Origin of the sequence: Agaribacter flavus, from assembly GCF_042646125.1 — a bacterium.
Taxonomy (GTDB): domain Bacteria; phylum Pseudomonadota; class Gammaproteobacteria; order Enterobacterales; family Alteromonadaceae; genus Glaciecola; species Glaciecola flavus.
Genome location: NZ_JBHRSW010000050.1, coordinates 15,324 through 41,424, shown reverse-complemented (window position 1 = coordinate 41,424; position 26,101 = coordinate 15,324). Strand labels below are relative to the sequence as shown.

Genomic DNA, 26,101 nt, shown 5'->3' with positions numbered 1-26,101 from the left:
CGAATCTGGATAGGAAATAGCGCACGCGTTTGTTTTCATTGTTGGCTTTGCAGATCGAGAGTTGGGTATGGACAGGTCGAAGATAAACAAAATAAAAAGGGCGCTCAATGAGCGCCCGACATACAGGGAAAAATAGATAGTCTTGTCACTAGGCGTCTATTAAGCGACTGCCTATTTCGATGCGTTTAGGTTTTTGCGCCTCTGGCACAATACGCTCCAAGTCAATGTGAAGGAGTCCGTTTTCCAAATCTGCGGTCAGTACTTTTACGTTATCACCTAGCTGGAACTTGCGCTCAAAATTGCGCTCGGAGATACCCTTGTGTAAAAATTTACGCTCCGCTTCGTTTTTATTCGCATCTTTTTCGGCGTTGCGGTTTCCACTGACTTTTAAGGTGTTTTCTTGAACCTCAATAATGACGTCGTTTTTCGAGAAGCCAGCGACTGCCATGGTAATTCTGTATTTATCCTCGCTGAGCAATTCAATGTTGTAAGGAGGATAACTGGTTTGTTTTTCATGTCTGCTTGCAGCATCTATCATAGATGCCAAATGATCAGAGCCAATGAATGAACGGTATAGTGGAGATAGATCGATAGTACGCATAGTCATATCCTTTTATTAATTAAGCAATATGTTAAGTAATTTGCCCCGATAACTCGGCGGCGTTGAATTTATAGCCCCTTTCGGCGACTACAATTAATAGGTATGGATGTCTTTATTTTTTTCAATAGGAAAAAATAAAAAAATTTAATTTTGGCAATGTTCTCTTTAGGTGCAGATACTCACAAAACAAAGCCTAAAAGGCATGGACGCCTTTTTGGAGTCCCATGGACGGGTCAACGACGACTTTGTTTTGTGAGTATCTGCACCTAAAGAGAACATTGCCGTAATTTTTTAAGTGCGATGAACCTTTTTAATCACTGGCACATCGCTGTGCAGGCACAAATAGTTATCTGGCGATGACTATTAGCTTTTATTATGTCTTTGTTTTAAAACAGATATTACATCAGAGAAGTTCAAGTCACTAGCTTGTAATAAGACGCATAAGTGGTAGAGCAAATCTGCTGCTTCGTTTTTTAGTTCTTCAGTATCTTTCACGGTAGCTGCAAGCGCTGTTTCGACGCCTTCTTCTCCCACTTTTTGTGCAATCCGTTTGATGCCTTTTGCATACAAGCTTGCCGTGTAGCTACTTTCAGGTGCGCTTCCTTTTCTGTCTGCGATAACTTGTTCTAATTCGGCTAAAAATCCAAAGTCACTGCTGTCCGCTTGGTTAAAACAACTTGTTGTACCTTTATGGCAAGTAGGACCATTTGCACATGCAATAACCAAAATACTATCGTCATCGCAGTCAGTGCTTATGTCTATTAAATCCAAGGTATTGCCAGATGTTTCGCCTTTTGTCCATAGACGTTGTTTAGAACGACTAAAGAACGTAACCATGTTTGTATTGATGGTTTTTGCAACTGCAGCCTGATCCATGAACCCTTGCATTAATATTTGACCTGATACCTTGTCTTGCACTATGCAAGGGATCAGGTTGTCCATTTTATCCCACGCTAAGCTTTTATAATTGTCGAGAGTTATCTTCATGATTATATTAATTCCTCATTGCAATGCTTTGTTCCCGCAACCATTGCTTTAGCTCAGGGATGGCGATAATGCCTTTGTGAAAAACCGATGCAGCAAGTGCACCATCAACATCCGCTTGCTGAAACACATCTTTAAAGTGAGACGGTTCACCAGCACCACCAGACGCAATAAGTGGTACCTCGCATTTTGTTCTCACTTTTGCTAGCTGCTCGATATCATAGCCCTTGCGAACACCATCTTGATTCATGCAGTTCAACACAATCTCGCCTGCACCACGAGTTTGTACTTCTTGGATCCAATCAATAGTCTGCCATTGCGTTTTTTGTGTTCGCTTTTCATCGCCGGTGAACTGATAAACTTCATATTGTCCAGACTCTTCATTGTAATAGCTGTCAACACCTACTACGACACATTGCTGCCCAAAGGTATTATAAAGGGCGGTGACGAGTTCTGGGTTGGCAAGTGCAGGTGAGTTGACTGATATCTTATCAGCGCCCATCTCCAATATTTTTCCTGCGTCTTCAATGGTTTTGATACCGCCTGCAACACAAAAGGGAATATCAATCACTTGGGCAATTTTGCTTACCCAACTTTTGTCCACTACTCGTTGATCACTTGAGGCCGTAATATCATAAAAAACCAGTTCATCGGCGCCAGCTTCAGCGTATTTTTGCGCGAGCGGTACTATGTCTCCGATTATCTCGTGATTGCGAAATTTGACGCCTTTTACCACCACACCATCACGCACATCTAAGCAGGGAATTATGCGTCTTGCCAGCATCTCAGCGCCTCCTCCAGTGTAAACTTACCTTCCAATAACGCCCGCCCCAGTATCACGCCTTGCACATTTGTCGGGATAAGTGCTTCGATATCTTTTATTGCGCCGATGCCTCCAGAGGCCTGCCAATGAATTTCAGGATAGCTACTGACCAACTCAGCATAGAGCGCATGGTTTGACCCTTGCAAAGTACCATCACGGCTGATATCAGTGCACAATACATGCTTAAGACCGTAGTTAGCGTAATATCCAAGTAATTCGTCGATGCTTACGCCGGAGTCTTCTTGCCACCCATGAGTAGCAACGTACTTATTGCCGTCTTCATCAATATTTACGTCAAGGGCGAGCACTATGGCGTCGGCACCGTATTTTTCAAACCATCTAGCAACGACCTCGCGCTCAGCCACCGCCAGAGAGCCAATCACCACTCTTTCAATGCCCGCATCTAGCAAGTCTTGCACATCTTTTTCGCTGCGAATGCCGCCGCCACTTTGAAAACGCATCACACCAGTGGCGACCATACTTTTTATCAAGGGTATCTGGCGCTTGCTGGTATCTTTAGCTCCAGTTAAATCGACGATGTGAAGTATTTCTGCACCTGCCTGCGCATATTTATGTACTACATCCACAGGGTCGTATGTGTATTCTGTGGTTTGTTCGTAGTCTCCTTGATAGAGCCTGACGACCTTGCCGTCTATTAAATCAATCGCAGGGATGATCATGTATATTTTTCCTAGGCTAAAGGTTCAAAAAGTTTTCGAGTAATTGGGCGCCAGCATCACTGCTTCGTTCAGGGTGAAACTGTACGCCGAAAAAATTGTCTCTGTGAATGGCAGCGGAAAATGCGCCGCCATATTCGCAACTCGCCAATGTGTGTGCATACTTTGACACTGCATAGCTGTGCACAAAATAAAAATAACTACCACTATCGATACCATTGAACAATGGACTGGGTTGCACGATTGAAATTTGGTTCCAACCCATGTGGGGTAAGCGCAGCTCACCGACTTGCATCCGTTCTACTTTTCCTGGCATTAGATTGAGGCAAGTTGTGTCTTCAACACAGCCCAAATCAGCTTCTTGTGAGCTGGTAACCATGAGCTGCATACCCAAACAGACGCCCAATACGGGTTGTTCCAAGCCCTGAATACACTCTGTTAATGCCTTGCTCTGGATGCTTTTCATGGCTACCGGTGCTGCACCCACTCCCGGTAACACGACGTGATCAGCTACTTTAATTTCGTTAACATCATCGCTGACCAACACTTTTGCTCCCAAGCGTTCGAATGCAAATTTTACGGAAGCAATATTGGCACAGCCGGTGTTGATAATAGTCACGTTCTTTTTGCGTAGTGTTTGGCTCACTATAAGGCTCCCTTTGAGCTTGGTAAGGCATCACCTTGTTTACTAATAGCTTGGCGCATAGCACGCCCAAAAACTTTAAATAAGCTTTCAACTTGGTGGTGAGCGTTACCCTCAGTGGTGCTTAAGTGAAGTGATAGCCCCATTGATTGTGCGATAGAATAGAAAAAATGCTCAACCATTTCTGTCGCCATTTCGCCTACTGTGTCACGAGTGAAATCTGCGTCAAACTTTAAGTGCGGGCGATTGGATATGTCTAGGATGCATTCAGCTCGGCATTCATCCATGGGCAGTGCAAAGCCAAACCTACCGATACCACGCTTGTCTCCGAGCGCTTTTTTCATCGCTTCACCCAAAGCTAGCGCGGTGTCTTCTACGCTGTGATGATCGTCAATATGTAAATCACCAGCGACGTGTAATTTGAGATAAAATCCAGCATGTGTGGCTATCTGGTCAATCATATGGTCAAAAAAGCCTATGCCAGTTGAAATATCCGATTTTTTATTGCTGTCTAAATTGACGTGAACATGGATGTCAGTTTCACTTGTTTTTCTCACTACATCGGCGCAACGGGCTTGTTTGGTTAGTTTTTCGATAATATCATCCCAGTTGTTATTTTTGGGGTGATATTGGATACCTACAATTCCCATGTTTTCTGCCAACTGCACGTCCGTTTCGCGATCACCAATAACAAAGGAGCGAGTAAAATCTACTTTACCTTGTTGTAAGTACCCTTTCACCAAGCCCAACTTTGGTTTTCGGCAAGTGCAATCATCTTCAGCAAAGTGAGGGCAAATTAACACATCATCAAACTTTACGCCTTGGCTAGTAAATACCGACATCATTTTATTATGCGCTAGGTCAAAATCTTGTTGGGGGAAACTATCTGTTCCCAAGCCGTCTTGATTGGATACCATAACCAGCGAGAAACCCGCTTTCTGCAAAGTCAGCAATGCTGGAATCACTTGTGGTTCAAACACTAGTTTTTCCAAGGTATCTAACTGCTTATCAACGGGAGGTTCTTCTACTAAGGTACCATCGCGGTCAATAAATAAAATAGCTTGTTGACTCATGGTTTAATTCCTTGATTCTGAGTGGTCTGCAGTATATGTGTCATTGCTAAAAAAAGTCGATATGGCGCTTAGTAAACGCTCATTTTGATGCGCGGTACCGACAGTAATACGCAAACACTTATCGAGTAGTAGTTGTTTTGATTGATCTCTAATATATAAGTTTTGACTTACTAGGTACTGCATCAATGCCGAGTTATGTTGATGCCTGAACAACACAAAATTACCTGCAGTTCCGCCTACGATAGATAAGCCCTCTATAGCAACTAAGGTTTTTGTCACCCTGTCTAACTCTGCATTCAAGGTGTTGACACGAGATTTGGTTGTTTCGAGTCCTTCGCTAGACAGTGCCTTTGTCGCTATTTGTTCTACTGGGGCAGGCACCGGATAAGGGGCAATCACTTTTAATAGGGTAGTCACAATGTCTTCTGAGGCCAACGCAAAACCGCAGCGTATGCCAGCCAGTGCAAACGCTTTTGATAAAGTTCGCAGAATGACGAGATTGCTATAAGTGGCTAGTAGTGAGGCTTGACTCGCTTGATTAGAAAACTCGATATATGCTTCATCAACAACGACTATGCCTTTGTCTTTGTATGCTTCTAATACACTGATAATATCGCATTGCGGAATTTCAGTGCCAGTCGGGTTGTTGGGCGAGCAAATAAATACCACGTTAACTTGATCTTGGTAACGGTTTACCGCTTCTACATTTAGGCTAAAGTCTGCGTTCAGTGGGACTTTTTCAACGCCAACATTGAAGGTCTCGGCACTAATTGCATACATACCGTACGTGGGAGGGCAAATTAATACACTGCTTTTTCCAGGTTGGCAGAATGCTCTGATAACTAGTTCTATGCCTTCATCAGCCCCGCGGGTGGCAATAATTTGTGATTTTTTTAGGCCAGAGTATTGTGCATAGGCTGCAAGCAGTCCTGCGGGTTGACAATCTGGATAGCGATTAAACAAGGTATAGTCTATTTCTGTTGCGCTGGCTTCCGGTGCTTCATTTGCATTGAGCCATAGCTGTTCGCCATTTGCCCCTTCTGATGAAAATAAACGACGAGCGGATTGATAGGGCGTTAATTTACGAACGTAATCATTCGTAATATTTGACAACCAAGTATTACTCATTTCCTTTCTCCAATGCTGATAAGCGCAATGCTACTGCTTGTTTGTGCGCGCCTAAGCCTTCTGCATCAGCTAGCGTCATAATCGCTGGACCAATATTTTTTATCCCTTCTTTAGTGAGTGTTTGGACTGTGTATCTTCTCATGAAATCAAGCAGTCCGAGGCTTGAGTAGTTTCTTGAGTAGCCATAAGTTGGCAATACGTGATTTGTGCCACTGGCGTAGTCGCCTGCAGATTCTGGTGACCACGCGCCAACAAATATCGAACCCGCATTTTGAAGCTGACTGACTAAATCCTCAGCGTCGGCTGTTTGAACAATCAAATGCTCTGCGGCATATGTATTGACAACTTGAACGCAGGTATCCATGCTATCACACAATATGAATCGGCTATTTTCAATTGACTGAGCGGCAATTTCTTTTCTTTCAAGTTGAGTCAATTGCTGTTCCACTGCAGCCATAACTTTATTGATTAGTACTTCATCATCACTGGCTAATACGGCTTGAGAATCAACGCCATGCTCTGCCTGCGAAAGCAAGTCTGCGGCAACAAATTCTGGATTTGCCGTTTTGTCAGCGAGTACCAGCACTTCTGACGGGCCTGCTGGCATATCTATCGCCGCTCCTCCAGCACTTTGACTCACTTGCTGTTTGGCTTCTGTCACAAAGCTGTTACCTGGACCAAAAATTTTGTCGACTTTGGGAATAGATTCAGTTCCAAATGCCATGGCTGCTATTGCTTGTGCGCCACCACACAAAAATATCTGACTGATACCACATTTGCTTGCTGCATAAATTATTTCAGGCGACAAGCTGCCCAATTCGTTAGGCGGTGAACATAAAACTGGCAGAGGGCAAGCCGCTACCTGCGCACAAACTCCTAGCATCAGTACGGTTGAGGGGAGGGGGGCTGTCCCTCCTGGAATATACAAACCCACTCTGGCAATCGGCGCATGTTTTTGCTCGCACACCACGCCTGGTTTTGTTTCTATGGTGATGTCTTGCGGGTATTGAGCTTGGTGAAATTGCTTTATATTGTCATAAGCTAAATCGATGGCGTTTTTTACGTCATCAGACAGATTAGCAATAGCTGCCTGAATGGCTTCTTCGGCCAATTTCAACTTGTTGAGTTTAGCTTTATCAAACTTTTCATTAAAGGAAAATAAGGCGCGATCACCCTGTTCCCGTACCTCTGTAATGATGCCGCGCACAGTATTTTGTAGTTGAACGCTGTCGCTCAGTGCCGGGCGAGCTAAAGCTTGTTCCTTTGCTTCCTCGCTGAGTGTTGACCAAGTAATTGACGATGGCATTGTTTACCCCATCATCTTTTCGATAGGTAGCACTAAAATCGAGCTGCAACCCAGTGCTTTGAGTTTTTCCATTGTTTCCCAAAACAGGGTTTCTGAGCTCACGACGTGAATAGCGACGCGTTCTTCGTGCCCAGACAAGGGTAAAACCGTTGGATTTTCGGCGCCAGGAAGTAAGCTTTTTACTTGCTCTAGATAGGCGGCGGGTGCGTGCAGCATAATATACTTGCTCTCTTTAGCTTGTACTACGCCATCGATTCTCGGTAGTAAGCGATTGACTAAAGATTGCTTCTCCTCACTGAGTGCTTCACCCTTTTGAATAAGCACAGCTTTTGATTTGAAAACCACGTCTTCTTCACACAGACCGTTCGCTTCAAGTGTTGCACCGGTGGACACTAAATCACAGATTGCGTCAGCCACCCCAGCACGAGGTGCCACTTCTACCGATCCAGTTAACATTACGGCTTGTGCGTTAACGTTCTTTTGTTTAAAAAAACGCTCCAACAAAAATGGATAAGTCGTCGCCACTTTCTTTCCTTCTAAAGAATGAATGTCTTTATATTCCATTTCATTTGGGACGGCAATGGATAGCCTACATCCGCCATAGTCCAAACGGCGCAAGGTAAGAAAATCAGAGGCTTTGTTTGCCGCTTGACGTTCTAGCATTTTTTCTTCGAGTTCATTTTCGCCAATAAAACCCAAATCGACTACACCATCCATCACTAGACCTGGAATATCATCATCTCGTACGCGCAAAAGGTCAATGGGCTGATTGGTGCTGTGGGCTATCAACAAACGATCGCGAATTTGAAGTTTAATGCCGATTGCTTTTAATAGGGCAATACTGTCATCGCTTAGGCGTCCTGATTTTTGTACCGCAATGCGTAATCTGGTGGAGTCGCTCATGTTTAAATTCCTTAGTATTTACTGCTATTTATTCAGCAATTCAGACGCCTAAAAAAAAGCCCCCGAAGTTTCCTTCCGAGGGCCTTGTATTTTTTGCCGACTTGGAAGGAGACAAAACCTTCCAAGCACATACCTGAAAGGTTATGTGTTGTGATGATGAGAGATTGCTTTATAAATAGTCATTCGTTCGGCTTAATATTTTATGACGCGCATAGTACCAGAGTTGTTGTGTTTTTCAATACAACTTTTAAGTATAAGTTAGGAGAGCTTAAAAAATACATGTTGGGATTATATTTGCCCTTGCCTGCCTCTTTTGTTGCAAAAACGCTGCGAATATATCCATATACGCTTTGATTTTTCATCCATAAAAAATAAATTTTGCCACAAAAGAGGCAGGCACTGCCAAGTATAATCCCACCGTGTTAAAAAATCTTAGAACAGAATCATAAATCTTTACAAATATGATGCTCAGTAGGTTAGCTAAGATATTGTCCTTGTGCTAACGTTGTGCAGATGCGGCGAGGGGGTGCAGTGAATAATCCATTTTCTTCAATTTCTAAAAAATTCAAATCGGCAATTCGCGAAAAAGCAATAAGTCGAGCTAAGACTCGTATTATTATCGCAAAAAGCAAACCTGAAGATTTTTCTCCAGATGAACTGGAAGTTATTGTTCAGGAAGAAGAAAGTAAAATTTACGCTTCTATTCGTGAAAAAGGGCTGTTGGCGGTACTCGCCATTTTAGGTATTAATATTTTCGGTTAAGTGATGAATAAGCTGATTAACATTGTACTCTCGGGTTTATTGTGGCGTAGATACAAATTTTTAATTGTGAGTTTGGTTTTACTTATTGTCTCTTTAGTCGTCGTTGGCCAAGTGCATAAGGACTATGTCGAATTTGCTCAGGCCACTGACAATACCAGTAGCCTCGGTATGTCTTTTGTCGTGAAATGGGGGGTATGGTTACTTTTAATTAGTATATTTCTCGCTGCCAACCATTTTTACAATAAACAAAAAGATAAGGCTGAAGCACAGAAATCAAACACAAATTCTGCTTTGTCAAAAGTACTCAAGTGGCGAAACGATAAACTTTATGCAGCTTCAAAGAGTTCAAGCCCGCCATCAAAAAGCAAACAAAAGACAACTGAAATAGATCCGTTCGAGCAGATTCGAACGAGAGAAAAATTGCGCTCATATGCAGATTTACTCATTGAATCAAAAGAAACTAAAGACAACTCAAATGATGGTCACCAATGACTCGGATCAGTACACCAAAGGTCAACAGACCCTAGCAATTTACAAATAGTACCAGTTGAGCATAGTTATCACGATGGAACTGTAAATAATAGATAAGGGCGTTCCAATCTTAATAAAGTGAATGAATTTGTAATTTGACGCGCTAAAAACAAGTAAGTTAGTTTGATAGCCGTAAGGCGATATAAAGCTAGCACTTGCAGCAAATGCGACAGCAAGCGCAAAAGGCATAACAGGGAGTTGCAGACTACTTGCTACTCCGTAAGCAAAGGGAAACAACAACGCGGCTGCAGCATTATTGGTGACAAATTCAGTCAATAATAGCGTCAACAAATACACAACGACTAAAGCCATTAGAGGTGAAGATTGTTTTAGTAGTGGCATCATGAAGTCTGTGAGTAAGGCCAATACGCCTGACTGCTCTAAACCTTTGGCTAAACTCAATGCGCCAACGATGACAATGATCAAGTTTAAGGGTAAATTGCGTTTAATTTCAGCTATCGAGGTGATTTTTGTTACGGTCAGAGCGGCTGCAAAAAACAATAGTCCCGTTGCCAGAGGCACAATTGATAACGCCGCTAGCGCGATCACGCCCAAAAAACCTGACCAGGTAAATATTTCTTGCTTGATACTGAGTTTGCGTTTGATGGTCTGCTCGGAAACGATAAAAAAGTTTTTATTGATATTTTCTCGTTGTAAAAAGTCATTGCCTGTCGCGAGCAAAAGAAAATCCCCAGCCTGAAGTTTTAATTCTCCAATCTTGCCAGATATGGATGCGCCATCTCGTCGAATCGCAACCACTGCGGCATCAAACAAGGCACGAAACCCTACTTCTTTAAGCGTTTTTCCAATAATAGGAGCTCGGTTTGATACGATAACTTCTGTCAGTTGTTCGCGCATCAGCCCATCGGCCTCTGCAAAAAGGGTTAAACCTTTGATGTGCTCGATGTTTTCTAAATTTTTAACATTGCCTGTAAAAATCAGTTTGTCGTCTTTCTCGACCATAAGGTCTGGCGTGACAGGTGTGATTAACTTATTTTTTCTGATGATCTCTATTAAAAATAAATCAGGTAAATCGCGCAATCGGTTTTCTTCAATAGTCTTTCCAATTAGCTCAGAATCGGCTTCAACATCTGCTTCTAATAGGTAACTGTCGTATTGCGATTTACTCCCTTGAAAGGTAGGCAATAAGGGGCTTGCTAGATACAAAAAAACACCGCATATCAAACCCGCTGTCAGGCCAAAAATAGTAAAGTCAAAAAACTCAAAGCCTTGATGTCCTTTTTCAATCAAAAAACTATCGACAATCAAATTGGTTGAGGTACCTATTAATGTGACTGTACCCCCTAAAATAGCCGCGTAAGATAGCGGGATCAGTAGTTTAGAGGCAGGGTGTAACTGGTTTTGTTTTATCGTACTAATTAAGCTGGCTACTACGGCTGTATTGTTAAGCAAGGCGGAAGAAACAAATGTAATAGAAAACAACTTAGCGAAACTACTGCGATAGGATTTGTCGAGAATTTTTCTCCCTGCGCGTTTTAGTAGAGCTGTTTTATCCAAAGATGTACTGATGGTGAGCAATAACACCAAGGTAATTAAACCAATATTCGTTGCGTTGGCAATTACGTCATCAAAATTGAGTTGTTGCGTAATGATGAGACTAAGTGTACTAGCAGCAAAAATGCCAGAGGGGCGTTTTTTAGTAAATATTAAGCCTCCCATGGTCGCGAGAAAAATTACAACAACGATGATTTGTTCGGCGTTCATAAATCCCAGTTACTAAAGTGAGCGTTAACGCTATATTATTATCCGCTTGGCTAGATTTCTCTTAAGTATCAATACTTAAAAGATCGACTAATCCTAGCTTACTTACTCTAAAATAATCGGTAAAGCAAAAAAATGAGGCCGTAAGGCCTCATTTCAAGCTCGAGTATCACTTAGAACTTACTAATATCTGCCGCTCCCCAGTGAGGGAAGTGCTTACGCACTAGGGCGTTGAATTCAAGTTCAAATTCAGAGAATGTGGCTTTATTCGCTGAGCTTTCGTTTTGAGCAATGACCATACCTGCGCCGACTGTGCCGTTAGTTAGGCGATCAATAACAATAAATGCACCTGTTGCCCTATTTTCTGAGTAGGGATCACAGGCTACATTTTGTGTAAGCTGAACATCGACCACACCGATTTCATTTAATGCCAAATGCACCGCGTCACTCTCTTCAAGTGTATTGACATCAATTTTGTGTGCTACATTGTTTACGCTGCCCGAGACTAGCTTAGTGGCAAACTTGAAGCTGTATTGTTTGTTCGGGATCATGGCCTCTTCAGACATCCACACCATATGCGTTCTGTAGCTATTTGAATGCAAGGGAAGGTTAGATGACTTGACTATCATATCACCACGAGAAATATCGATTTCGTCTTCGAGTGTCAATGTAACCGCTTGTTGCACCGTTGCTTCGGCAATATCACCATCAAAAGTTGTCACTGACTTTACTTTAGAAGTTTTAAGTGATGGAAGCACGGTGATTTCGTCACCCACTTTAATACTTCCAGATACTACAGTACCTGCAAAGCCCCTGAAATTAAGGTGAGGGCGGTTGACATATTGTACTGGGAATCTAAACTCATTGTACTCTTGTGAACTAATCTCCGTATTGTTCAATAACTCCATTAAGAGTTCCCCGTCAAACCAAGGCGTTTTTTCGCTTTTGTTTACGACATTGTCGCCTTCTAGAGCGGAGATGGGTACAAATTGGATATCAGGGATGTTTAACTGTTTAGAAAAATCTAAGTAGTCATTTTTAATGTCATTGTAAACTTCTTCGCTGTAGTCCATCAGATCCATTTTGTTGATGGCGACGATAACGTGTTTAATACCTAATAGTGAAACCAAGAACGAATGACGTTTAGTTTGTGTTTTTACACCCGCGCGCGCGTCGACTAGGATAATGGCTAGGTCGCATGTTGATGCGCCTGTTACCATGTTGCGCGTGTATTGTTCGTGTCCAGGAGTGTCAGCAATAATGAATTTGCGTTTGTCGGTACTGAAATAGCGATAGGCGACGTCAATAGTAATACCTTGTTCACGCTCCGATTGCAGGCCGTCAACGAGCAGCGCTAGATCTACTTTTTCACCTGTTGTACCCACTTTTTTACTGTCTTTCGCTACTGCTGCCAATTGATCTTCGTAGATCATTTTTGAATCGTGCAGTAAGCGTCCTATCAAGGTGCTTTTGCCATCGTCAACACTGCCACAAGTTAAAAAGCGTAACATGTCCTTACGTTCGTGAGCAGCAAGGTATTCAAGAATATCAGATTTTAATAGTTCGTTTTCGTGGTTCATAATTTGTTTGTGACCATAAAATAAGGATTTAACACAGATGCTTTTTGGTTGTATTTCAAAGGAGAAGCATCGGGGTTTAAAGGATTGTCTAGGTCTAGTTCTGTTACTTTACCGCCAGCCGCTAGTACGACGGCATGCGCAGCGCCTGTGTCCCACTCACTTGTAGGGCCAACCCGAGGATACAGGTGAGCAGTTCCGTCTGCGACACAGCAAAGTTTTAGTGAACTACCCATGGCTACAAGTTCTGCAGTGCCGCCTAATTGCGCTAATACTTTGTTAATCTCAGGACTTTGGTGAGAGCGAGAACCGACAACTCGCCAAGTTTCGGAGCCATCGTTTATACTGGGTTGAAGAGGAGTCTGCTTACCCTCTTGCTCGACATAGGCGAGTTTGTTCACCCAACCAACATAGGTTTTGCCTAATGCAGGGGCATGAACAACGCCAAACACAGGTTCTCCGTATTCTATCAAAGCTATATTGACAGTGAACTCACCATTTTTCTTGATGAACTCCTTGGTGCCGTCAAGCGGGTCAACTAGCCAATATTTAGACCAAGTTTTTCGCTCTTCCCAGCTTATGTCAGCGGACTCTTCCGACAAAATGGGTAAGGAACTCAGTTGTTTGAGTCCGTCCAGAATACAATTATGTGCGGCTAAATCTGCTTCTGTTAATGGGGAAGCATCGTTTTTTTCATATATATCAAAATCTTTTTGATATATGTCTAAAATGCGTTTACCCGCTTCGACAGCAATACCCTTTACTGCATCGACAGCTTCAAGCGTTAATTCAGTCTTGCTCACTATAAGTACCCCTTGTTTTTCAGCAATTCAAACAAGCGCTCGGCACTTTGCTCAGCTGTTTCATTGTCGTCATACACTAAATGTATTTCGGGTTGGGACGGTGCTTCATAAGCTGAGTCAATGCCAGTGAAATTCTTAATATCACCTTGTCTCGCCTTTTTATATAGACCTTTAGGGTCACGTTGTTCGCAGACTTCTAACGGCGTATCTACAAAGACTTCAATGAATTCACCCTCTTGCAAAAGACTGCGGCAAAAGCTTCGGTCGGCTTCAAATGGCGAAATAAAAGCAGTAATGACAATAGTGCCAGAATCGACAAACAGTTTTGCAACCTCACTAATACGGCGTATGTTTTCTACTCTAGATTTATCATCAAAACCCAGATCACCGCACAAGCCATGCCTGACGTTATCGCCGTCCAGTAAGTAAGTCTTAAATTGCTCGTCAAACAGTTTCTTCTCAAGCAAGTTTGCAATGGTGGATTTGCCGGAGCCTGATAGGCCGGTCAACCAAATTACACTTGGTTTTTGAGATAAGGCCTTAGCGCGTGCAGTCTTGTCTACAGTATGCTTGTGCCAAACGATGTTTTCGCTCATTAGAAGTAACCTTCCATTTTTTTCTTTTCCATCGAACCTGAGGAGTCGTGGTCAATCACACGGCCTTGACGTTCAGATGTCTTAGTCAGTAGCATTTCTTGGATAACCTCAGGGAGGGTATTTGCCGTTGACTCTACCGCACCAGTTAGTGGGTAACACCCCAGTGTTCTGAATCGTACGGACTTCATTTCTGGCGTTTCGCCCTCTTCAAGCGGCATGCGGTCGTCATCCACCATGATTAAAATGCCGTCTCTCTCCACTACCGGTCTAGGTTTAGCTAGGTAAAGAGAGGGGATTTCTATTTGCTCCATATATATGTATTGCCAAATATCAAGTTCAGTCCAGTTAGACATGGGGAAAACGCGAATGCTCTCGCCCTTATTGATTTGGCTGTTGTAGATATTCCATAGTTCTGGGCGTTGATTTTTTGGATCCCACCTGTGGTTTTCATCCCTAAAGGAATACACTCTTTCTTTTGCTCTGGATTTTTCTTCGTCGCGGCGCGCTCCGCCAAATGCAGCATCGAACTTATATTTGTTCAGAGCCTGTTTTAATGCCCCAGTTTTCATGATATCAGTGTGCTTTGCACTGCCAACAGTAAAGGGGTTGATATTATTTTCTACACCTTCTTGATTGATATGAACGAGAAGATTTAAGTTGTGCTCTTTCGCCATTCTGTCGCGAAACTCAATCATTTCTTTAAATTTCCATGTTGTGTCTACATGCAGCAGTGGAAATGGAATGGTGCCAGGGGCAAATGCTTTACGCGCGAGGTGAAGTAAAACTGATGAGTCTTTACCAACAGAATAAAGCATGACAGGGTTGTCAAACTCAGCCGCCACTTCTCTGAAAATGTGGATACTTTCTGCTTCTAATTGTTTCAAATGAGACATATTAGGCACTTGGGTGTTCATTTATTTTGCTTCCTGTTTGAGTATATAATCAAAAATTCTAATATTAGAACAATAACACATTTATAAAACCTTGATTATGATAATTTGATATTGCTTATCGATTAAGTATAACCAATAGCGCAGATTTGTTATCAAAAAGTTAAGTTATTGCTTGATGGTAATCAACAAAGCGCTAGCATGCGTTCTTCAGCCCATTCGCAGGCTTTCTCAAACGATGACATAATGAATTCTAGCGGGAATTTTTGTGAGGAGGAGGTATTATCCAATTCTTGCCAGAGACCCTGCTCAACGGTTCGGCATAAATGTAGGTATGTTGCCAATGCGCCTTGCTGTCTTACCAAGGCTATCTTAATTTCTTCTGCTAAAGGCAATTTGCTGATTACACTTGCTAAGTCGGCATCAAGCATGGCGTCAAGTAAAGATAGCATGCCCGACAAGAATGCAGCTGATAACTTACTTTTGTCGTTGTGTTTTCCGGCCAGTTCCTCACAAAACTTCGCGCGTTGTAACGACAAACGTATGAGCTCATTCGGTTTGTTTTCGGAGAAAGTAGCGGCGAACAACAGCATGATGAATTTTTCCAACTCATCGGCACCCAGCAAAACGATGGCTTGTTTAATACTGTGCACTGTTTGTTGACGTTTAAATATCGGAGATTGAACATAGCGCAATAATTTGAACGATAAGTTGGGATCTAATTCAAATACTTCGGTAATTTTATTGATATTGGGTGCGGTTTTAGTGATTTCGTTGAGTAGTGTGCTCAATTGAGATTGTGAATTGGATAGGCTTACACTCTTGATGACTTCTGGCTTTGCAAAAAAATACCCCTGAAACAAACAAAAGCCAAGGTTTTTGTATCGTTCAAAGGTTGCTGCATCTTCTACCTTTTCCGCTAGTAACAGGATGTGAGGATGACGTTTTACCACATCGCATATGTCATTGAGTTGTTCTTCACTGATATGCATACAATCCACTTTAATTGTTGTGCAAAGCGGATAAAAAGGCTCCCAATATCTTGAGTGGACAAAATCATCCAAGGCGAGAGAATAGCCTGCTTCTTTCAGTGCTTTCATTTTTGCGTACACGGCTTTGGTAGGTTGTACGCTTTCTAAGACTTCTATCGTGACTTTCTCAGCAGGCAGCATGAAACCGTAGTCACTGAGCAAGCTTTGCTTGGTAAAATTGATAAAGGCTGTTTTTCCTTCCACAATTTTATCTAGACCCATTTCTAAATGCAGGCCTTCTAGCATCTTTGATGTTGCTTTCTCTTCATCTACATCTGGGAAAACATTTTCAAGGCCATTGCGAAACAGCAGTTCATATCCTACCAAGTTTTTTGAAGCATCTAAGATAGGCTGTCTCGCCGTGTAAAGGGCCATGCAATGAATACCTTATGGATGATTGTTTTTTAAGTGTATTTCATATTTATCGTATAGATGAACTAAATCCTTAGTGCTATGTGGTTTAACTATCGAAACAATGACAAGTGCTAAGGTGGAACAGATAAAGCCAGGGATGATTTCGTATATGTAAGCTGAGAGTGTTGTTCCATTATCGTCGAGAGGCAGATAGATACACAGTAAGACGGTGACCGCACCTGTTATCACTCCAGTAATTGCCGCTTGTTTACTGATTTTTTTCCATAACAACGATAACAGTATTAGCGGCCCAAATGCCGCACCAAAGCCCGCCCATGCATTGCTGACGAGAGAAAGAATCGTTTGGTTTTCTCCAAACGCGAGAAAGATGGCGACAAGGGCAACAAGGAAAACGGATAGTCTCCCCACCAACACTTGCTGTTCATCTGAGGCTGTTTTATTTAAAAAGTGGGAATAGAAATCTTGGGTCAGCGAGCTTGAGGTCACGAGCAGTTGAGATGAGATAGTACTCATAATTGCGGCGAGGATTGCAGCCAACAAAAAGCCTGCAATTAAAGGGTGAAAAAGTATTGTGGACAACAAAATGAAAACTGTTTCGTGATCATCGAGTGTGATGCCTTGCTTTGAAAGATAGGCTAAACCAAATAAACCTGTCAATGCTGCACCAAATAGAGAAATTATCATCCATGACATCCCAATACGCCGAGCTGTCGGAACAGAGCGAATACTTTTAATTGCCATGAAGCGGACTATGATATGAGGTTGCCCAAAATACCCTAGTCCCCATGAAAGAAGCGAAATAATGCTTAATATACCTATGGTTTCTCCTGTCTCTGCACTGGCAAATAATGACAGTAAATTCGGTGATATGGATTGCAGGGTATGCAGAGTCTCGTTGACACCTCCCAGCTCAAAAACGACCACTGTTGGGACGAGAACGAGTGCGATAAACATAATGCAGCCTTGTACAAAATCAGTCAGGGATACCGCCATGAATCCCCCTATCAAGGTGTAACTCACTACCACACCTGCAGTGATGAAGACACCCCATTGATAGTTTAAGCCAAAGCTAGATTCGAACAATTTGCCGCCGGCTACCACACCGGACGAAGTATAAATAGTGAAGAATACGATGATGACAAGTGAAGCTGTAATCCTTAAGGTTTTGCTGTCATCAAAAAATCGATTTTCTAGGTACTCTGGAATGGTAATAGAATTGTTCGCTACTTCTGTAAATGCACGTAAACGCGGCGCAACGATCAAGTAGTTTAACCATGCTCCGACAATTAGGCCAAAAACAATCCATAAGGAGGACATGCCTGTCAAATACATGGCTCCGGGCACTCCCATTAGCATCCATCCGCTCATATCTGATGCGCCTGCAGACAATGCAGTTACTGGTGCTGAGAGTTTTCGTCCTCCTAAAAGATAGCCAGATGCACTTTTTTCATTTTCTCTATATGCATATAAGCCAATCCCCAGCATTGCTACAAAATAAATGAAAAGTGAGATGTAAGTACTAAATTCCATGAATCCCCAACATAAGCCTTTTTATTGAGGTAAGAGCATATACGAGTTAGTCAGAAGATGCACTGTTCTGCTTTCCCTCGACGTTAAGGCAGGAATTTGAGAGTGCACAAGTTAGGATATTTAGTTGTTCGGCTGTTTTAACTTTGAATATTAGGGTCAACAGACCCTAGTATCTGGATACGTTAAAAAACCGAGTTTAAGAAAGGCTATGCCACACTTGGATTATGGGGCATAGCTCAATAGAAATGTCATTTTATGCTGAAAAAAGCATAAACCTTTTGGCTTTGTCAGCATAAGTGTCGACTTCTTTATTGTCGTCACCCACAACAATAATACGTGCTGATTCGAGTAAAAAACTTTTGCCTCTGTGTGCTTCGTTCGAGAAAGACGGATCGACAGGGTCATTTTTATCGTTAGGCAAAACAAACAGTGATAAAAGACCTTTTTGCCCTTGTACTATTAAGTGTAAACTCTTCACACTACTCAAATAGCAGTAGTTTGCAGAGATTATTTCACCAAATGCGTCGCTAATCGAGCCATTATAATTGGCCAGCTTTGCGTTGACGTCTTGCATTGATATATCGCCGTATTTGGATGATTCGAGCTCAGCATGTTGAACATGAGCTAACGCGTCCAATGCGATACTACTGCTCGTACCTTGGTTAAACATACTTATTGTCAATACTGTAGCTAAAACAACAGATGCTGCCATCGCTATATACCAAGGCCTTTTTTGCCTGCTTTCTGCATGTTCAGAAATGCTTTGTCTCAACAACAATTTTTCGGCAAGGTTTTCTGGTATTGAAATATTCATCGCTTGTTGAATAGATCTATCCATTGTTTTTAGCTCCTCCCAAAAAGCTTGTTTTTTAGGATCGGCTTTTGCAGCTAAGATAACCTCTGGTTCTTTTGTAAACGGATCAGCATAGACAGTACGTCTAAATGTAAGATCATCCACTAATTTGGGCTCCTATCATTGTGTCATCAGTCATTATTTCTTTTAACTGACTTCTAGCTCTAAACAAACGCGTCATTACTGTGTTTTTATTGAGATCGAGTTGCGCGGCAATTTCGTCTCCACTAAAACCCATAATGACTTGTAAAATTAATGGCTCTCTGTACTCATCAGCAAGTTGTGCAATGGCGCGTCTCAAATCCCGTTGTTGCGTATTGGCATTGTCGTTCGCTTTGGGGTCAGCAACACTCACATCATCAATATCAACTAAATCAAATTGTTTACGCTCAAATCGTCTTGCATTTTCTCTACGCAATATTGTGATTAACCACGATTTAGCTGCGGCTTCATCTTGTAGAGAGTCAAGCGATTTCCAAGCACGAAGAAACGTTTCTTGGACAACATCTTCGGCTATTGCTCTATCTTTTATCAACCAGACTGCATAGCGAAAAATGTCTGCGTGTAATGCTTTAACTAGTGCTTCGTATCTTCGTTGTTTTGTAATCATATTTGTAGAGACCGTGGTTGATTCTAAATTATTTCCAGACATATAAAATTCCTGGGTAATATGAAGTAGGCGGCAACGCGATAAATTATGCTAAATAATACGGCTATCGTGTTTTTTGCCTGTGTTCACATGGCTTTATGTTTTAAAGATATAGTACGAGATTCCGATGAGTTTTTAATCGCATAAGCTTCAAATATCACTCACGATTAAATCGCATATATCTAACGAAGAAATCACAGACTCAGCTATTAAGGTGTGTAGAGCCGTTTGCACTTTTGTGTTCGAGTTCAATAAGCTCTATGTACAAAGGTCAACAGACCCTAAACAAGGTAATTATATTGGGAAGGTCAGTACCTGTTGTTGCAAAATTTATTTTTCACGGAATAAAAATAAAAGTGTATATGGATATACTCGCAGCGATTTTGCAACAACAGGTACTGACCTTCCCAATATAATTACCTTGTTTCAGATACCCCTCAAAGTTATACGATACAAGTTGTCAATTGGGGTAAAATGACTGTTGATTTTTATTTTGGCTGTTCAACTTGTTGCGGAGAGCAGTGAGCTTTTGCTTGAATGCATCTAAGTCAAGTGCACTTGTCTGGTTTGCATACTTGTCTAATAGAATTGCATCAAATGCTTGTTTAGTTTCGGTACTATTTGCTGCTAAGCCCTCTGTTGCCGAAGAGTAAGTCTGTTGAGTGCTTGCGCGCAACCAGTTGCGTATTAGTTGAGGCAATTTACCTATTTGCTTTTGTTGCAAGGCGTGTTCTACATTCTGCCAGCACTGTGCTTCATCTGAATTTACCGTATATCCAGTCGCACCTTTTTGGGGGGCTTCCTTTGCAGGTAAGCGGCGTTGCTGAACAATAAGCAACAACATCAAAATGAACAGAGCAGCCATCAAGGAGATATGCAACCAATCAAAGATCCACCACAAGTATTGATGTTCATTTTGTGTGGCTATTTTTTCACTCGTACTTTCTGTCAAATCTGCTTTTGTATTGTCATTGACACCCTCTTGCAACTGTGTGCTTGGCTTATCAGCATTTGCGTTGGCATTTACCTTTACCGCTATGCTTTTGGCAGGCAATACGGCGAATTCAGTTTCTCCCGTATTGACATTGAACCAAGGAATACGGATTTCAGGTAATACAAAATCCCCTGCCGCTTCTGGAATAACAGCAATATTCTGCACTGTTTGTGCGATAAGTTTATTGTTTCGTTCAACGGTGGCTTTTTGTGCCGTCTCAGGGTAGGTCTTAAAACTTGGGTGATAAGATGCATTGATATCTGGTAGTTGTTCTTCAATTAAACCCAAAGCCGTGAGTGTGATAGTGTGGGTAATCGGCTCACCGACCACTAAGTCGTCACCATTTCCCTGCCATTCATCAACAATTTGCACCATTTCGCTGGGAAGCCAAGGATAAGGATAGTTTTCGGGTATGGGTTTGACCTTTATCGTTTGTGGCGGACCAACGCGATTGATCGTTTTGGTTCTGTTAAAATAGGCGAAACTTTGCCTACTACCGCTTAGTACTCTCGCTTCAAACAAGGGACTTTCTATTTCGTATTCACCACTCGATTGAGGGATAATGGCGAAATTCCGCTCGATAACTCGATAGCTGATGCCGTTGATAAGCTCTTGGTATTCTTTGTCATCGCCCACTTTCTCAATGATTGCACCTTCCAACTGTGGTTCGCCCAATGAGCCACTTTGAATATCACCGGCGAGGAAGAGTTTGACGGTATAAGTAATTTGTTGCTGTAGATATAACTCAGTATTGCTGACCGCAGTAGTTAAATAATACTGCCTAGCCTGCGTGGGGTTAGATGAGGCAGGCACGACCTCAATTTCTATCGCTTTGCTTTTGTGCGCGCCTATTGTAAAAGCCGGTATTGTAAATTTGCCCGTTTTTTTAGGAAATAAGGTAACACTCCATGAGATCGATGAAGAACGATTGCCATTAATAATTTGTGTCGACTGACTCACTGAAGGGGCACTGACTCTGAAATTATCGTTAAGCACAGAAAAATCGATATCGTCGCTGCTCACTTTACCTGTGGCGGTGACTTGAAGTGTAAATGACTCGTTCTCAACAACGGGATTCTGGTCGACTGAGGCCAATAACCCTGAAATCTGAGCATGACTGGTCAACACATACGAAAAGACCAAAAGAGTAAAAAGAATGTATTTCATGTCATTACCACGTTTGTTGTTGTAATACCGGAGCACGCGTTTGGCGCCGAGTTTGAGACTCTAAAAGCATTTTGCGTTTTAATAAAAAAGCAGGATCATCGGGCACTTTGCTCATCAACATTTGCATTTGTTGGAGCTTTTCTCGCTCTTCTGGCGACAAATCATCAGGATCGATTTGACCAGGAATCACAGTATCTTGTTTGTCGCTTTGCTCTCCCTCTTGGTCCTGATTGGCTTTTGCTTGCTGATTTTGCAAGGCTTCTTCAGTGTTTTGTTCTTCGGTGCTTTCGTCTTCGTTCATTTCAGCTTGTTGCTGCCCATTATCAGTATTTTCTTCTGAACTTTGGTTTTGATCCTGCGGCGCGTTTTGTTGTTCAGATGGGTTTTGTTGACTCTGATCTTGATTCCCAGACTCGTTCTGTTGTTCTTGTTCAGTTGATGGGTTGTTTTCAGATTGTCCTTCTGAGCTCTCTGAGCCATCTGAGCCCTCTGAGTTTTGGGCGTCGTTTTGCTGCTGTTGCTGATTTTGTTCACTGTCAGAAGACGAATCATTGTCTTGATTCTGGTTCTCTTGGTTTTGTTGTTGCAACAATGATTCAACTATCGCTCGGTTTTTTTTAGCATCATTGTGATCCGGTTGCTCTGCCAATACTTCGTCATACATTTGTATTGCCTCTTCTAAACGGTTTAGCTGAGCGAGCGTATTACCCTTGTTGTATTTTGTGGCGAGTGCTTGTTCGGCTGCTAAGGATTCGAGGTCTATATCTTCGTATATGGCGTAAGCACTGGCAAAGTCCTTTGCTTTGTAAGCAGAGGCTGCTTTCCACTTTTTGTCCTTAAAGGTACTTTGCGCTTTAGCATAATCTTCAGACGAAAACGCACGTTTTGCTTGCTGATCACTATTTAGAAACAGTTTATCGAGCGTCGATATTGAGGGGGGAGGAGGCGCAGCCTTGTCTTGTGCGATGGCTCGATTCATAAACGTAGTATTTTGCCCAACACTGACGCATAACAATAGCGTCACTATGACGCCTTTTCTGAAAAAATAAGCAACAAACGGAAGCAACACAAGGCATAGGTAAACACCGTAGTCCTCCCAAACATCACCGGTTGTTAACTCCTCGAGTTCGTTTTGTGCTGTATCTCTTGGTTTTGTATTTAAAACCATGCGTTCAATGTCACTGCTATTTGTTGTCATCGTGGTGATTTTAGCACTGACGTTACTGAGTGCTTGTTTTATGTAATTTTCGTTAAGCCTTGGAATGACGATTTTTCCTTGATTGTCTTTTAGTAATGAACCGTCAAGCATCTTGATTGGCGCGCCTTCACTGGTGCCTAGCAACAAAACTGAAACAGAATGTACGGATTTAGTCAGTTCCTCCTGAAGTAAATTTACATCTTGATATTCAATACCATCAGTAATCCAATAAATCTCTCCTTCCTTGTAACCAGCGTTACTTAGCAGCTCATTGGCTTTGTCAAATGCAGTAAGGGGATTGCTGCCTAGTACAGGCATAATTTCTGGGGATAAACTTGGAATTAAGTTTTGCAAGTTAGCAATATCGTCTGTTAACGGGCTAATAACAAAGGCGTCACCAGCATAGGCGATTAAGCCAATTTCGCCTTCTTGAATCGAACTCAATAAATCTAAACTTTTAAACCTTGCCCGAGTAAGTCGATCGGGCGACACATCGGTCGAACGCATCGACATAGACATATCAAGGATAATGACTTTGCCTATTTGATTTTGATAAACCGGTTGCGGGAGCTTTTTCCAAGTTGGTCCCGCCAGCGATATACAAGCCACTACCCAAGTGAAAGCAAGCAGCCAGTATACCAAATTTGGTTTTGCTGAAGACTTTTCAACAATTTGATGCTGCTGTAAATGCAACGGTAACAATGTGCGCCAAGCGGTTTGTTTGCCTCGCATTTTTAATAGCAAAATCGAGATGAGTGGAAGTATGACTATGCCTAACAAAAACAAGGGGCGGATAAAATGTAAATGTGAAAGTTCACTCATTAATTACTGTTCCTTTTGTAAAAAGCACTCAGTAAGGAAAAAGTGGCCAATATGACACTGATGAATAAGCCAATGGCGAGTGGAATGTAATACAATGCTGTTTGAGGACGAAGCTGCTGCGTCCCGTCTTCTATTGGTTCTAAAGCATCCAGTTGCTGATAAATGCTGATAAGAGACTCAGTATCGTTAGCCTTAAAAAACTGACCGCCGGTTTCTTCCGCAATTAATTTTAAGGTGCCTTCGTCAAAATTCGCGCCACTACTTGGCATACTGAAACCAAACATGTCTCGTTGATTCCCCCCAACACCAATAGTATAGATGCTTACTTGATTGTCTTTGGCTAAGGTCAAGGCCTGTTCAGGCGAAATGTTTCCGGCAGTATTTCGGCCGTCTGTTAAGACAATGAGTACCCGATTTGACTTTTCACGCTGGCGAAATCGCTTGACTGCTAATCCTATTGCATCGCCTATCGCGGTATTGTCGCCCACGAGACCGATCACTGATTCATTGAGTAAGGTTTCAACCGTCTCCCGATCAAAGGTAAGCGGTGCTTGTAAGTAGGCTGTATCCGCGAACAAAATTAAGCCCAAGCGATCGCCCACGCGTCGACTAATAAAATCTGAAAGGACATATTTAATCATACTAAGACGATTGACTGCTTGTCCATTTACTACCATGTCTCTGGCTTTCATACTGCCAGATAAATCTACCGCAAGCATTAAGTCTCGCCCTTCAACAGGAATAGCAATGGGCTCACCTAACCATTGCGGACGCGCAGAGGCTGCAACTAAACATATCCATACAAGCGCTATCGCTAGTAGGGGAAGTGTTTTCCCAGAGGACTTTTCAATCGTCTTATTGTCCAATGAAATAGGGAAGGGGACTCTCAAGGCCGCGTTGTTTTGCGCGTTTTTCTTAGCGGGAAATAACTTGTACACCAGCAAAGGCAGAGGAAGTACAAAAAATACATAAGGCCATAAAAACTCAAACATTATGCATGTCTCCTAAACGACTACTACTTGCCAGTGCGGGCAGTTCCGTCTTTAACCACAATATAGCTGCTTTTTTTATCTGCGCTGGCTCACCAAGACCGGCCGAAGAGTTTGAATAAAGCGAAGTGTGCAATTGATACAGTGTATCGACAATATCTGGCGCACTCTTGCTCAATTTGCCCGCAGCAAGCACGCTTTTCCATTGTTTTGAATGCCATGCAGACACTGGCTTGTCGGGTAGATATGCTTGGACGGTGAGTTTGACTATGTGTTGGATTGACAGCGCAAAGTTAGGCGCATTTTCATCCAGCGCCTGAATCTGTCTAATGGCAACATTTCTTGCTCGTCTTTGCTTAGTTCGCTTAAAAATATATAAACTTGCCACTGTGACTAGCATTAGCGTCAGTAGTATAACGAGCCAATACCCTAGTGCCAGTGGCCACCAAGCGACGCTGTCGGGTGTTTGGATATCAGCGAGTTGGTCCAAGGGGTTCATTGCAGGGCTCCTGCTGTAAATCCTTGTTTACTGTATGTAAGCTGAGATTCGATTGGCAGCCCAGCGGATACTAAACGCAAGTCAGTTTTTAATTCAGCAAAAGCGTTTTTCAATCTGCTTAGTCTTTTGTTTTGTTCAGTTGCATATGCGTCTGAGGCTGATTTGTCACCGATCACAATACTCTGTGCGCGCTTGCCGTCTGTGACTTGCAGATTTTGTCTATTCGATGATTGCGGCAACGAGAGTTCAAATGGATCATAGATGACTGTAGCACTTAGCTCGCAATGCCGAGCGAGTGTGCCTAATCGCTCAAAATGTACCTCACTAAAATACCTAAAATCACTGATCAAATGTACTAAACTACCGGGTTTGGCAAGATGCAGCAAACGATCTAGCGCTTTGAGTGAATTTTCAGCTTTGGGAGTCTGCTTTAGTTTTTCAAGTTCTATTAGCTGATTAATCATGAACAATACCGCTTTACTTTGCGCTCTGGGCTTGCATTCAATATCTTGCTCGTCATTAAACAGGACTGCGCCCAACTTATCACCTCGGGACACCGCTGCCCAGGCAATTAAGCATGCTAAGTGAGCGGCTTGAACGCTTTTGTAAAGTAATTGCGTACCAAATTGCATGCTGTCGCTTTGATCAACAAAAACAAATACGGGTCGCTCTCTTTCTTCTCGGAATATTTTTGTATGCGGTTTACCTGTTCTTGCGGTTACTCGCCAGTCAATGCTACGAATATCATCACCAGCCTGATAAATGCGCGCTTCGTCAAATTCCATGCCTCTACCTTTGAAAGTAGAGCGTTCGCCGCCGGATAACATGTTTTTGCTCCGCTGATTGGGAGACAAGCGGAATTGTGCAGCTGTATTTTGATACCTCACTAACTCATCAATTGTCAGTTGAACGCCATTTGTAGCGAGTTGAGTCAAGTAATTTTGAATGTCTGATATGGCTAACATTTTGGTATCT

General features: G+C 42.4%; 25 protein-coding genes and 1 other annotated feature. Of the genes, 2 read left to right on the top strand and 23 right to left on the bottom strand.

Going from position 1 to position 26,101, the window contains the following annotated elements; all coding sequences use genetic code 11:
• Positions 1-148 precede the first annotated feature (148 nt).
• From ACFOHL_RS17405 to hisG, 9 genes are all read right to left on the bottom strand, one after another.
• Complete coding sequence (locus ACFOHL_RS17405; RefSeq protein WP_376921519.1) at positions 149-601, bottom strand: Hsp20 family protein; 453 nt, start codon at positions 599-601, stop codon at positions 149-151.
• A gap of 363 nt (positions 602-964) precedes the next feature.
• On the bottom strand, positions 965-1,588 hold the full coding sequence (hisIE, locus tag ACFOHL_RS17400; RefSeq protein ID WP_376921518.1) for a bifunctional phosphoribosyl-AMP cyclohydrolase/phosphoribosyl-ATP diphosphatase HisIE: 624 nt from the start codon (positions 1,586-1,588) through the stop codon (positions 965-967).
• 7 nt (positions 1,589-1,595) lie between these two features.
• Entirely contained in the window at positions 1,596-2,369 is a 774-nt protein-coding gene (hisF, locus tag ACFOHL_RS17395; RefSeq protein ID WP_376921517.1) for an imidazole glycerol phosphate synthase subunit HisF, read from the bottom strand.
• Positions 2,351-3,088, bottom strand: a complete 738-nt coding sequence (gene hisA, locus ACFOHL_RS17390; RefSeq protein WP_376921516.1) for a 1-(5-phosphoribosyl)-5-[(5-phosphoribosylamino)methylideneamino]imidazole-4-carboxamide isomerase — start codon at positions 3,086-3,088, stop codon at positions 2,351-2,353. The genes hisF and hisA overlap by 19 nt, the downstream gene beginning before the upstream one ends.
• A gap of 16 nt (positions 3,089-3,104) precedes the next feature.
• A complete protein-coding gene (gene hisH / locus ACFOHL_RS17385) occupies positions 3,105-3,731 on the bottom strand; it encodes an imidazole glycerol phosphate synthase subunit HisH (RefSeq protein WP_376921515.1) in 627 nt (208 codons plus the stop codon).
• Positions 3,731-4,801 (bottom strand): bifunctional histidinol-phosphatase/imidazoleglycerol-phosphate dehydratase HisB, encoded by a 1,071-nt coding sequence (gene hisB, locus ACFOHL_RS17380; protein WP_376921514.1) that lies wholly within the window; start codon positions 4,799-4,801, stop codon positions 3,731-3,733. The genes hisH and hisB overlap by 1 nt, the downstream gene beginning before the upstream one ends.
• 3 nt (positions 4,802-4,804) lie before the next feature.
• A complete protein-coding gene (hisC, locus tag ACFOHL_RS17375; protein WP_376921513.1) occupies positions 4,805-5,929 on the bottom strand; it encodes a histidinol-phosphate transaminase in 1,125 nt (374 codons plus the stop codon).
• Entirely contained in the window at positions 5,922-7,235 is a 1,314-nt protein-coding gene (hisD, locus tag ACFOHL_RS17370) for a histidinol dehydrogenase (protein ID WP_376921512.1), read from the bottom strand. Before hisD ends, hisC begins: the two co-directional genes overlap by 8 nt.
• A 3-nt stretch (positions 7,236-7,238) precedes the next feature.
• The gene (gene hisG, locus ACFOHL_RS17365; RefSeq protein WP_376921511.1) at positions 7,239-8,138 is read right to left on the bottom strand and encodes an ATP phosphoribosyltransferase; all 900 of its coding nucleotides are present in this window, start codon (positions 8,136-8,138) and stop codon (positions 7,239-7,241) included.
• A 50-nt stretch (positions 8,139-8,188) separates the two neighbouring features.
• Positions 8,189-8,298: a sequence feature (His leader region), on the bottom strand.
• Positions 8,299-8,669: 371 nt separating this feature from the next.
• Between hisG and ACFOHL_RS17360 the strand changes: the two genes are divergently transcribed.
• On the top strand, positions 8,670-8,900 hold the full coding sequence (locus ACFOHL_RS17360) for a hypothetical protein (RefSeq protein ID WP_376921510.1): 231 nt from the start codon (positions 8,670-8,672) through the stop codon (positions 8,898-8,900).
• A gap of 3 nt (positions 8,901-8,903) precedes the next feature.
• Positions 8,904-9,392 carry a hypothetical protein gene (locus ACFOHL_RS17355; RefSeq protein WP_376921509.1) on the top strand — a complete coding sequence of 163 codons (489 nt, stop codon included), beginning with the start codon at positions 8,904-8,906 and terminating at the stop codon, positions 9,390-9,392.
• 39 nt (positions 9,393-9,431) lie between these two features.
• On the opposite strand, the gene ACFOHL_RS17350 is transcribed toward ACFOHL_RS17355, so the two are convergent.
• The 14 genes from ACFOHL_RS17350 to ACFOHL_RS17285 all read right to left on the bottom strand — a co-directional run bounded on the left by ACFOHL_RS17350 (position 9,432) and on the right by ACFOHL_RS17285 (position 26,091).
• Complete coding sequence (locus tag ACFOHL_RS17350; protein WP_376921508.1) at positions 9,432-11,156, bottom strand: SLC13 family permease; 1,725 nt, start codon at positions 11,154-11,156, stop codon at positions 9,432-9,434.
• A 170-nt stretch (positions 11,157-11,326) separates the two neighbouring features.
• Positions 11,327-12,733, bottom strand: a complete 1,407-nt coding sequence (cysN, locus tag ACFOHL_RS17345) for a sulfate adenylyltransferase subunit CysN (RefSeq protein ID WP_376921507.1) — start codon at positions 12,731-12,733, stop codon at positions 11,327-11,329.
• On the bottom strand, positions 12,730-13,533 hold the full coding sequence (gene cysQ, locus ACFOHL_RS17340) for a 3'(2'),5'-bisphosphate nucleotidase CysQ (protein WP_376921506.1): 804 nt from the start codon (positions 13,531-13,533) through the stop codon (positions 12,730-12,732). Before cysQ ends, cysN begins: the two co-directional genes overlap by 4 nt.
• Positions 13,533-14,129 carry an adenylyl-sulfate kinase gene (cysC, locus tag ACFOHL_RS17335; RefSeq protein ID WP_376921505.1) on the bottom strand — a complete coding sequence of 199 codons (597 nt, stop codon included), beginning with the start codon at positions 14,127-14,129 and terminating at the stop codon, positions 13,533-13,535. The genes cysQ and cysC overlap by 1 nt, the downstream gene beginning before the upstream one ends.
• Positions 14,129-15,043, bottom strand: a complete 915-nt coding sequence (gene cysD / locus ACFOHL_RS17330) for a sulfate adenylyltransferase subunit CysD (RefSeq protein ID WP_376921504.1) — start codon at positions 15,041-15,043, stop codon at positions 14,129-14,131. Before cysD ends, cysC begins: the two co-directional genes overlap by 1 nt.
• A 161-nt stretch (positions 15,044-15,204) precedes the next feature.
• A complete protein-coding gene (locus ACFOHL_RS17325; RefSeq protein ID WP_376921503.1) occupies positions 15,205-16,425 on the bottom strand; it encodes an EAL and HDOD domain-containing protein in 1,221 nt (406 codons plus the stop codon).
• Positions 16,426-16,437: 12 nt separating this feature from the next.
• Positions 16,438-17,955, bottom strand: a complete 1,518-nt coding sequence (gene putP, locus ACFOHL_RS17320) for a sodium/proline symporter PutP (protein ID WP_376921502.1) — start codon at positions 17,953-17,955, stop codon at positions 16,438-16,440.
• 253 nt (positions 17,956-18,208) lie between these two features.
• Positions 18,209-18,913 (bottom strand): DUF3379 family protein, encoded by a 705-nt coding sequence (locus ACFOHL_RS17315; RefSeq protein ID WP_376921501.1) that lies wholly within the window; start codon positions 18,911-18,913, stop codon positions 18,209-18,211.
• Positions 18,906-19,460, bottom strand: a complete 555-nt coding sequence (locus ACFOHL_RS17310; protein ID WP_376921500.1) for a sigma-70 family RNA polymerase sigma factor — start codon at positions 19,458-19,460, stop codon at positions 18,906-18,908. Before ACFOHL_RS17310 ends, ACFOHL_RS17315 begins: the two co-directional genes overlap by 8 nt.
• 457 nt (positions 19,461-19,917) lie before the next feature.
• Positions 19,918-21,618 (bottom strand): BatD family protein, encoded by a 1,701-nt coding sequence (locus ACFOHL_RS17305; RefSeq protein WP_376921499.1) that lies wholly within the window; start codon positions 21,616-21,618, stop codon positions 19,918-19,920.
• Positions 21,619-21,622: 4 nt separating this feature from the next.
• On the bottom strand, positions 21,623-23,638 hold the full coding sequence (locus ACFOHL_RS17300; RefSeq protein ID WP_376921498.1) for a VWA domain-containing protein: 2,016 nt from the start codon (positions 23,636-23,638) through the stop codon (positions 21,623-21,625).
• On the bottom strand, positions 23,638-24,630 hold the full coding sequence (locus ACFOHL_RS17295) for a vWA domain-containing protein (protein ID WP_376921497.1): 993 nt from the start codon (positions 24,628-24,630) through the stop codon (positions 23,638-23,640). The genes ACFOHL_RS17300 and ACFOHL_RS17295 overlap by 1 nt, the downstream gene beginning before the upstream one ends.
• Positions 24,623-25,126, bottom strand: a complete 504-nt coding sequence (locus ACFOHL_RS17290; protein WP_376921496.1) for a DUF4381 domain-containing protein — start codon at positions 25,124-25,126, stop codon at positions 24,623-24,625. Before ACFOHL_RS17290 ends, ACFOHL_RS17295 begins: the two co-directional genes overlap by 8 nt.
• Positions 25,123-26,091 carry a DUF58 domain-containing protein gene (locus ACFOHL_RS17285; RefSeq protein ID WP_376921495.1) on the bottom strand — a complete coding sequence of 323 codons (969 nt, stop codon included), beginning with the start codon at positions 26,089-26,091 and terminating at the stop codon, positions 25,123-25,125. The genes ACFOHL_RS17290 and ACFOHL_RS17285 overlap by 4 nt, the downstream gene beginning before the upstream one ends.
• Positions 26,092-26,101: the final 10 nt, after the last annotated feature.

Bases quoted from the DNA above. Each gene is read 5' to 3' on its own strand.
- ACFOHL_RS17405 (WP_376921519.1), bottom strand. From the start codon at position 601: ATGCGTACTATCGATCTATCTCCACTATACCGTTCATTCATTGGCTCT.
- hisIE (WP_376921518.1), bottom strand. From the start codon at position 1,588: ATGAAGATAACTCTCGACAATTATAAAAGCTTAGCGTGGGATAAAATG.
- hisF (WP_376921517.1), bottom strand. From the start codon at position 2,369: ATGCTGGCAAGACGCATAATTCCCTGCTTAGATGTGCGTGATGGTGTG.
- hisA (WP_376921516.1), bottom strand. From the start codon at position 3,088: ATGATCATCCCTGCGATTGATTTAATAGACGGCAAGGTCGTCAGGCTC.
- hisB (WP_376921514.1), bottom strand. From the start codon at position 4,801: ATGAGTCAACAAGCTATTTTATTTATTGACCGCGATGGTACCTTAGTA.
- hisC (WP_376921513.1), bottom strand. From the start codon at position 5,929: ATGAGTAATACTTGGTTGTCAAATATTACGAATGATTACGTTCGTAAA.
- hisD (WP_376921512.1), bottom strand. From the start codon at position 7,235: ATGCCATCGTCAATTACTTGGTCAACACTCAGCGAGGAAGCAAAGGAA.
- hisG (WP_376921511.1), bottom strand. From the start codon at position 8,138: ATGAGCGACTCCACCAGATTACGCATTGCGGTACAAAAATCAGGACGC.
- ACFOHL_RS17355 (WP_376921509.1), top strand. From the start codon at position 8,904: ATGAATAAGCTGATTAACATTGTACTCTCGGGTTTATTGTGGCGTAGA.
- ACFOHL_RS17350 (WP_376921508.1), bottom strand. From the start codon at position 11,156: ATGAACGCCGAACAAATCATCGTTGTTGTAATTTTTCTCGCGACCATG.
- cysN (WP_376921507.1), bottom strand. From the start codon at position 12,733: ATGAACCACGAAAACGAACTATTAAAATCTGATATTCTTGAATACCTT.
- cysC (WP_376921505.1), bottom strand. From the start codon at position 14,129: ATGAGCGAAAACATCGTTTGGCACAAGCATACTGTAGACAAGACTGCA.
- cysD (WP_376921504.1), bottom strand. From the start codon at position 15,043: ATGAACACCCAAGTGCCTAATATGTCTCATTTGAAACAATTAGAAGCA.
- ACFOHL_RS17325 (WP_376921503.1), bottom strand. From the start codon at position 16,425: ATGGCCCTTTACACGGCGAGACAGCCTATCTTAGATGCTTCAAAAAAC.
- putP (WP_376921502.1), bottom strand. From the start codon at position 17,955: ATGGAATTTAGTACTTACATCTCACTTTTCATTTATTTTGTAGCAATG.
- ACFOHL_RS17310 (WP_376921500.1), bottom strand. From the start codon at position 19,460: ATGTCTGGAAATAATTTAGAATCAACCACGGTCTCTACAAATATGATT.
- ACFOHL_RS17305 (WP_376921499.1), bottom strand. From the start codon at position 21,618: ATGAAATACATTCTTTTTACTCTTTTGGTCTTTTCGTATGTGTTGACC.
- ACFOHL_RS17300 (WP_376921498.1), bottom strand. From the start codon at position 23,638: ATGAGTGAACTTTCACATTTACATTTTATCCGCCCCTTGTTTTTGTTA.
- ACFOHL_RS17295 (WP_376921497.1), bottom strand. From the start codon at position 24,630: ATGTTTGAGTTTTTATGGCCTTATGTATTTTTTGTACTTCCTCTGCCT.
- ACFOHL_RS17290 (WP_376921496.1), bottom strand. From the start codon at position 25,126: ATGAACCCCTTGGACCAACTCGCTGATATCCAAACACCCGACAGCGTC.
- ACFOHL_RS17285 (WP_376921495.1), bottom strand. From the start codon at position 26,091: ATGTTAGCCATATCAGACATTCAAAATTACTTGACTCAACTCGCTACA.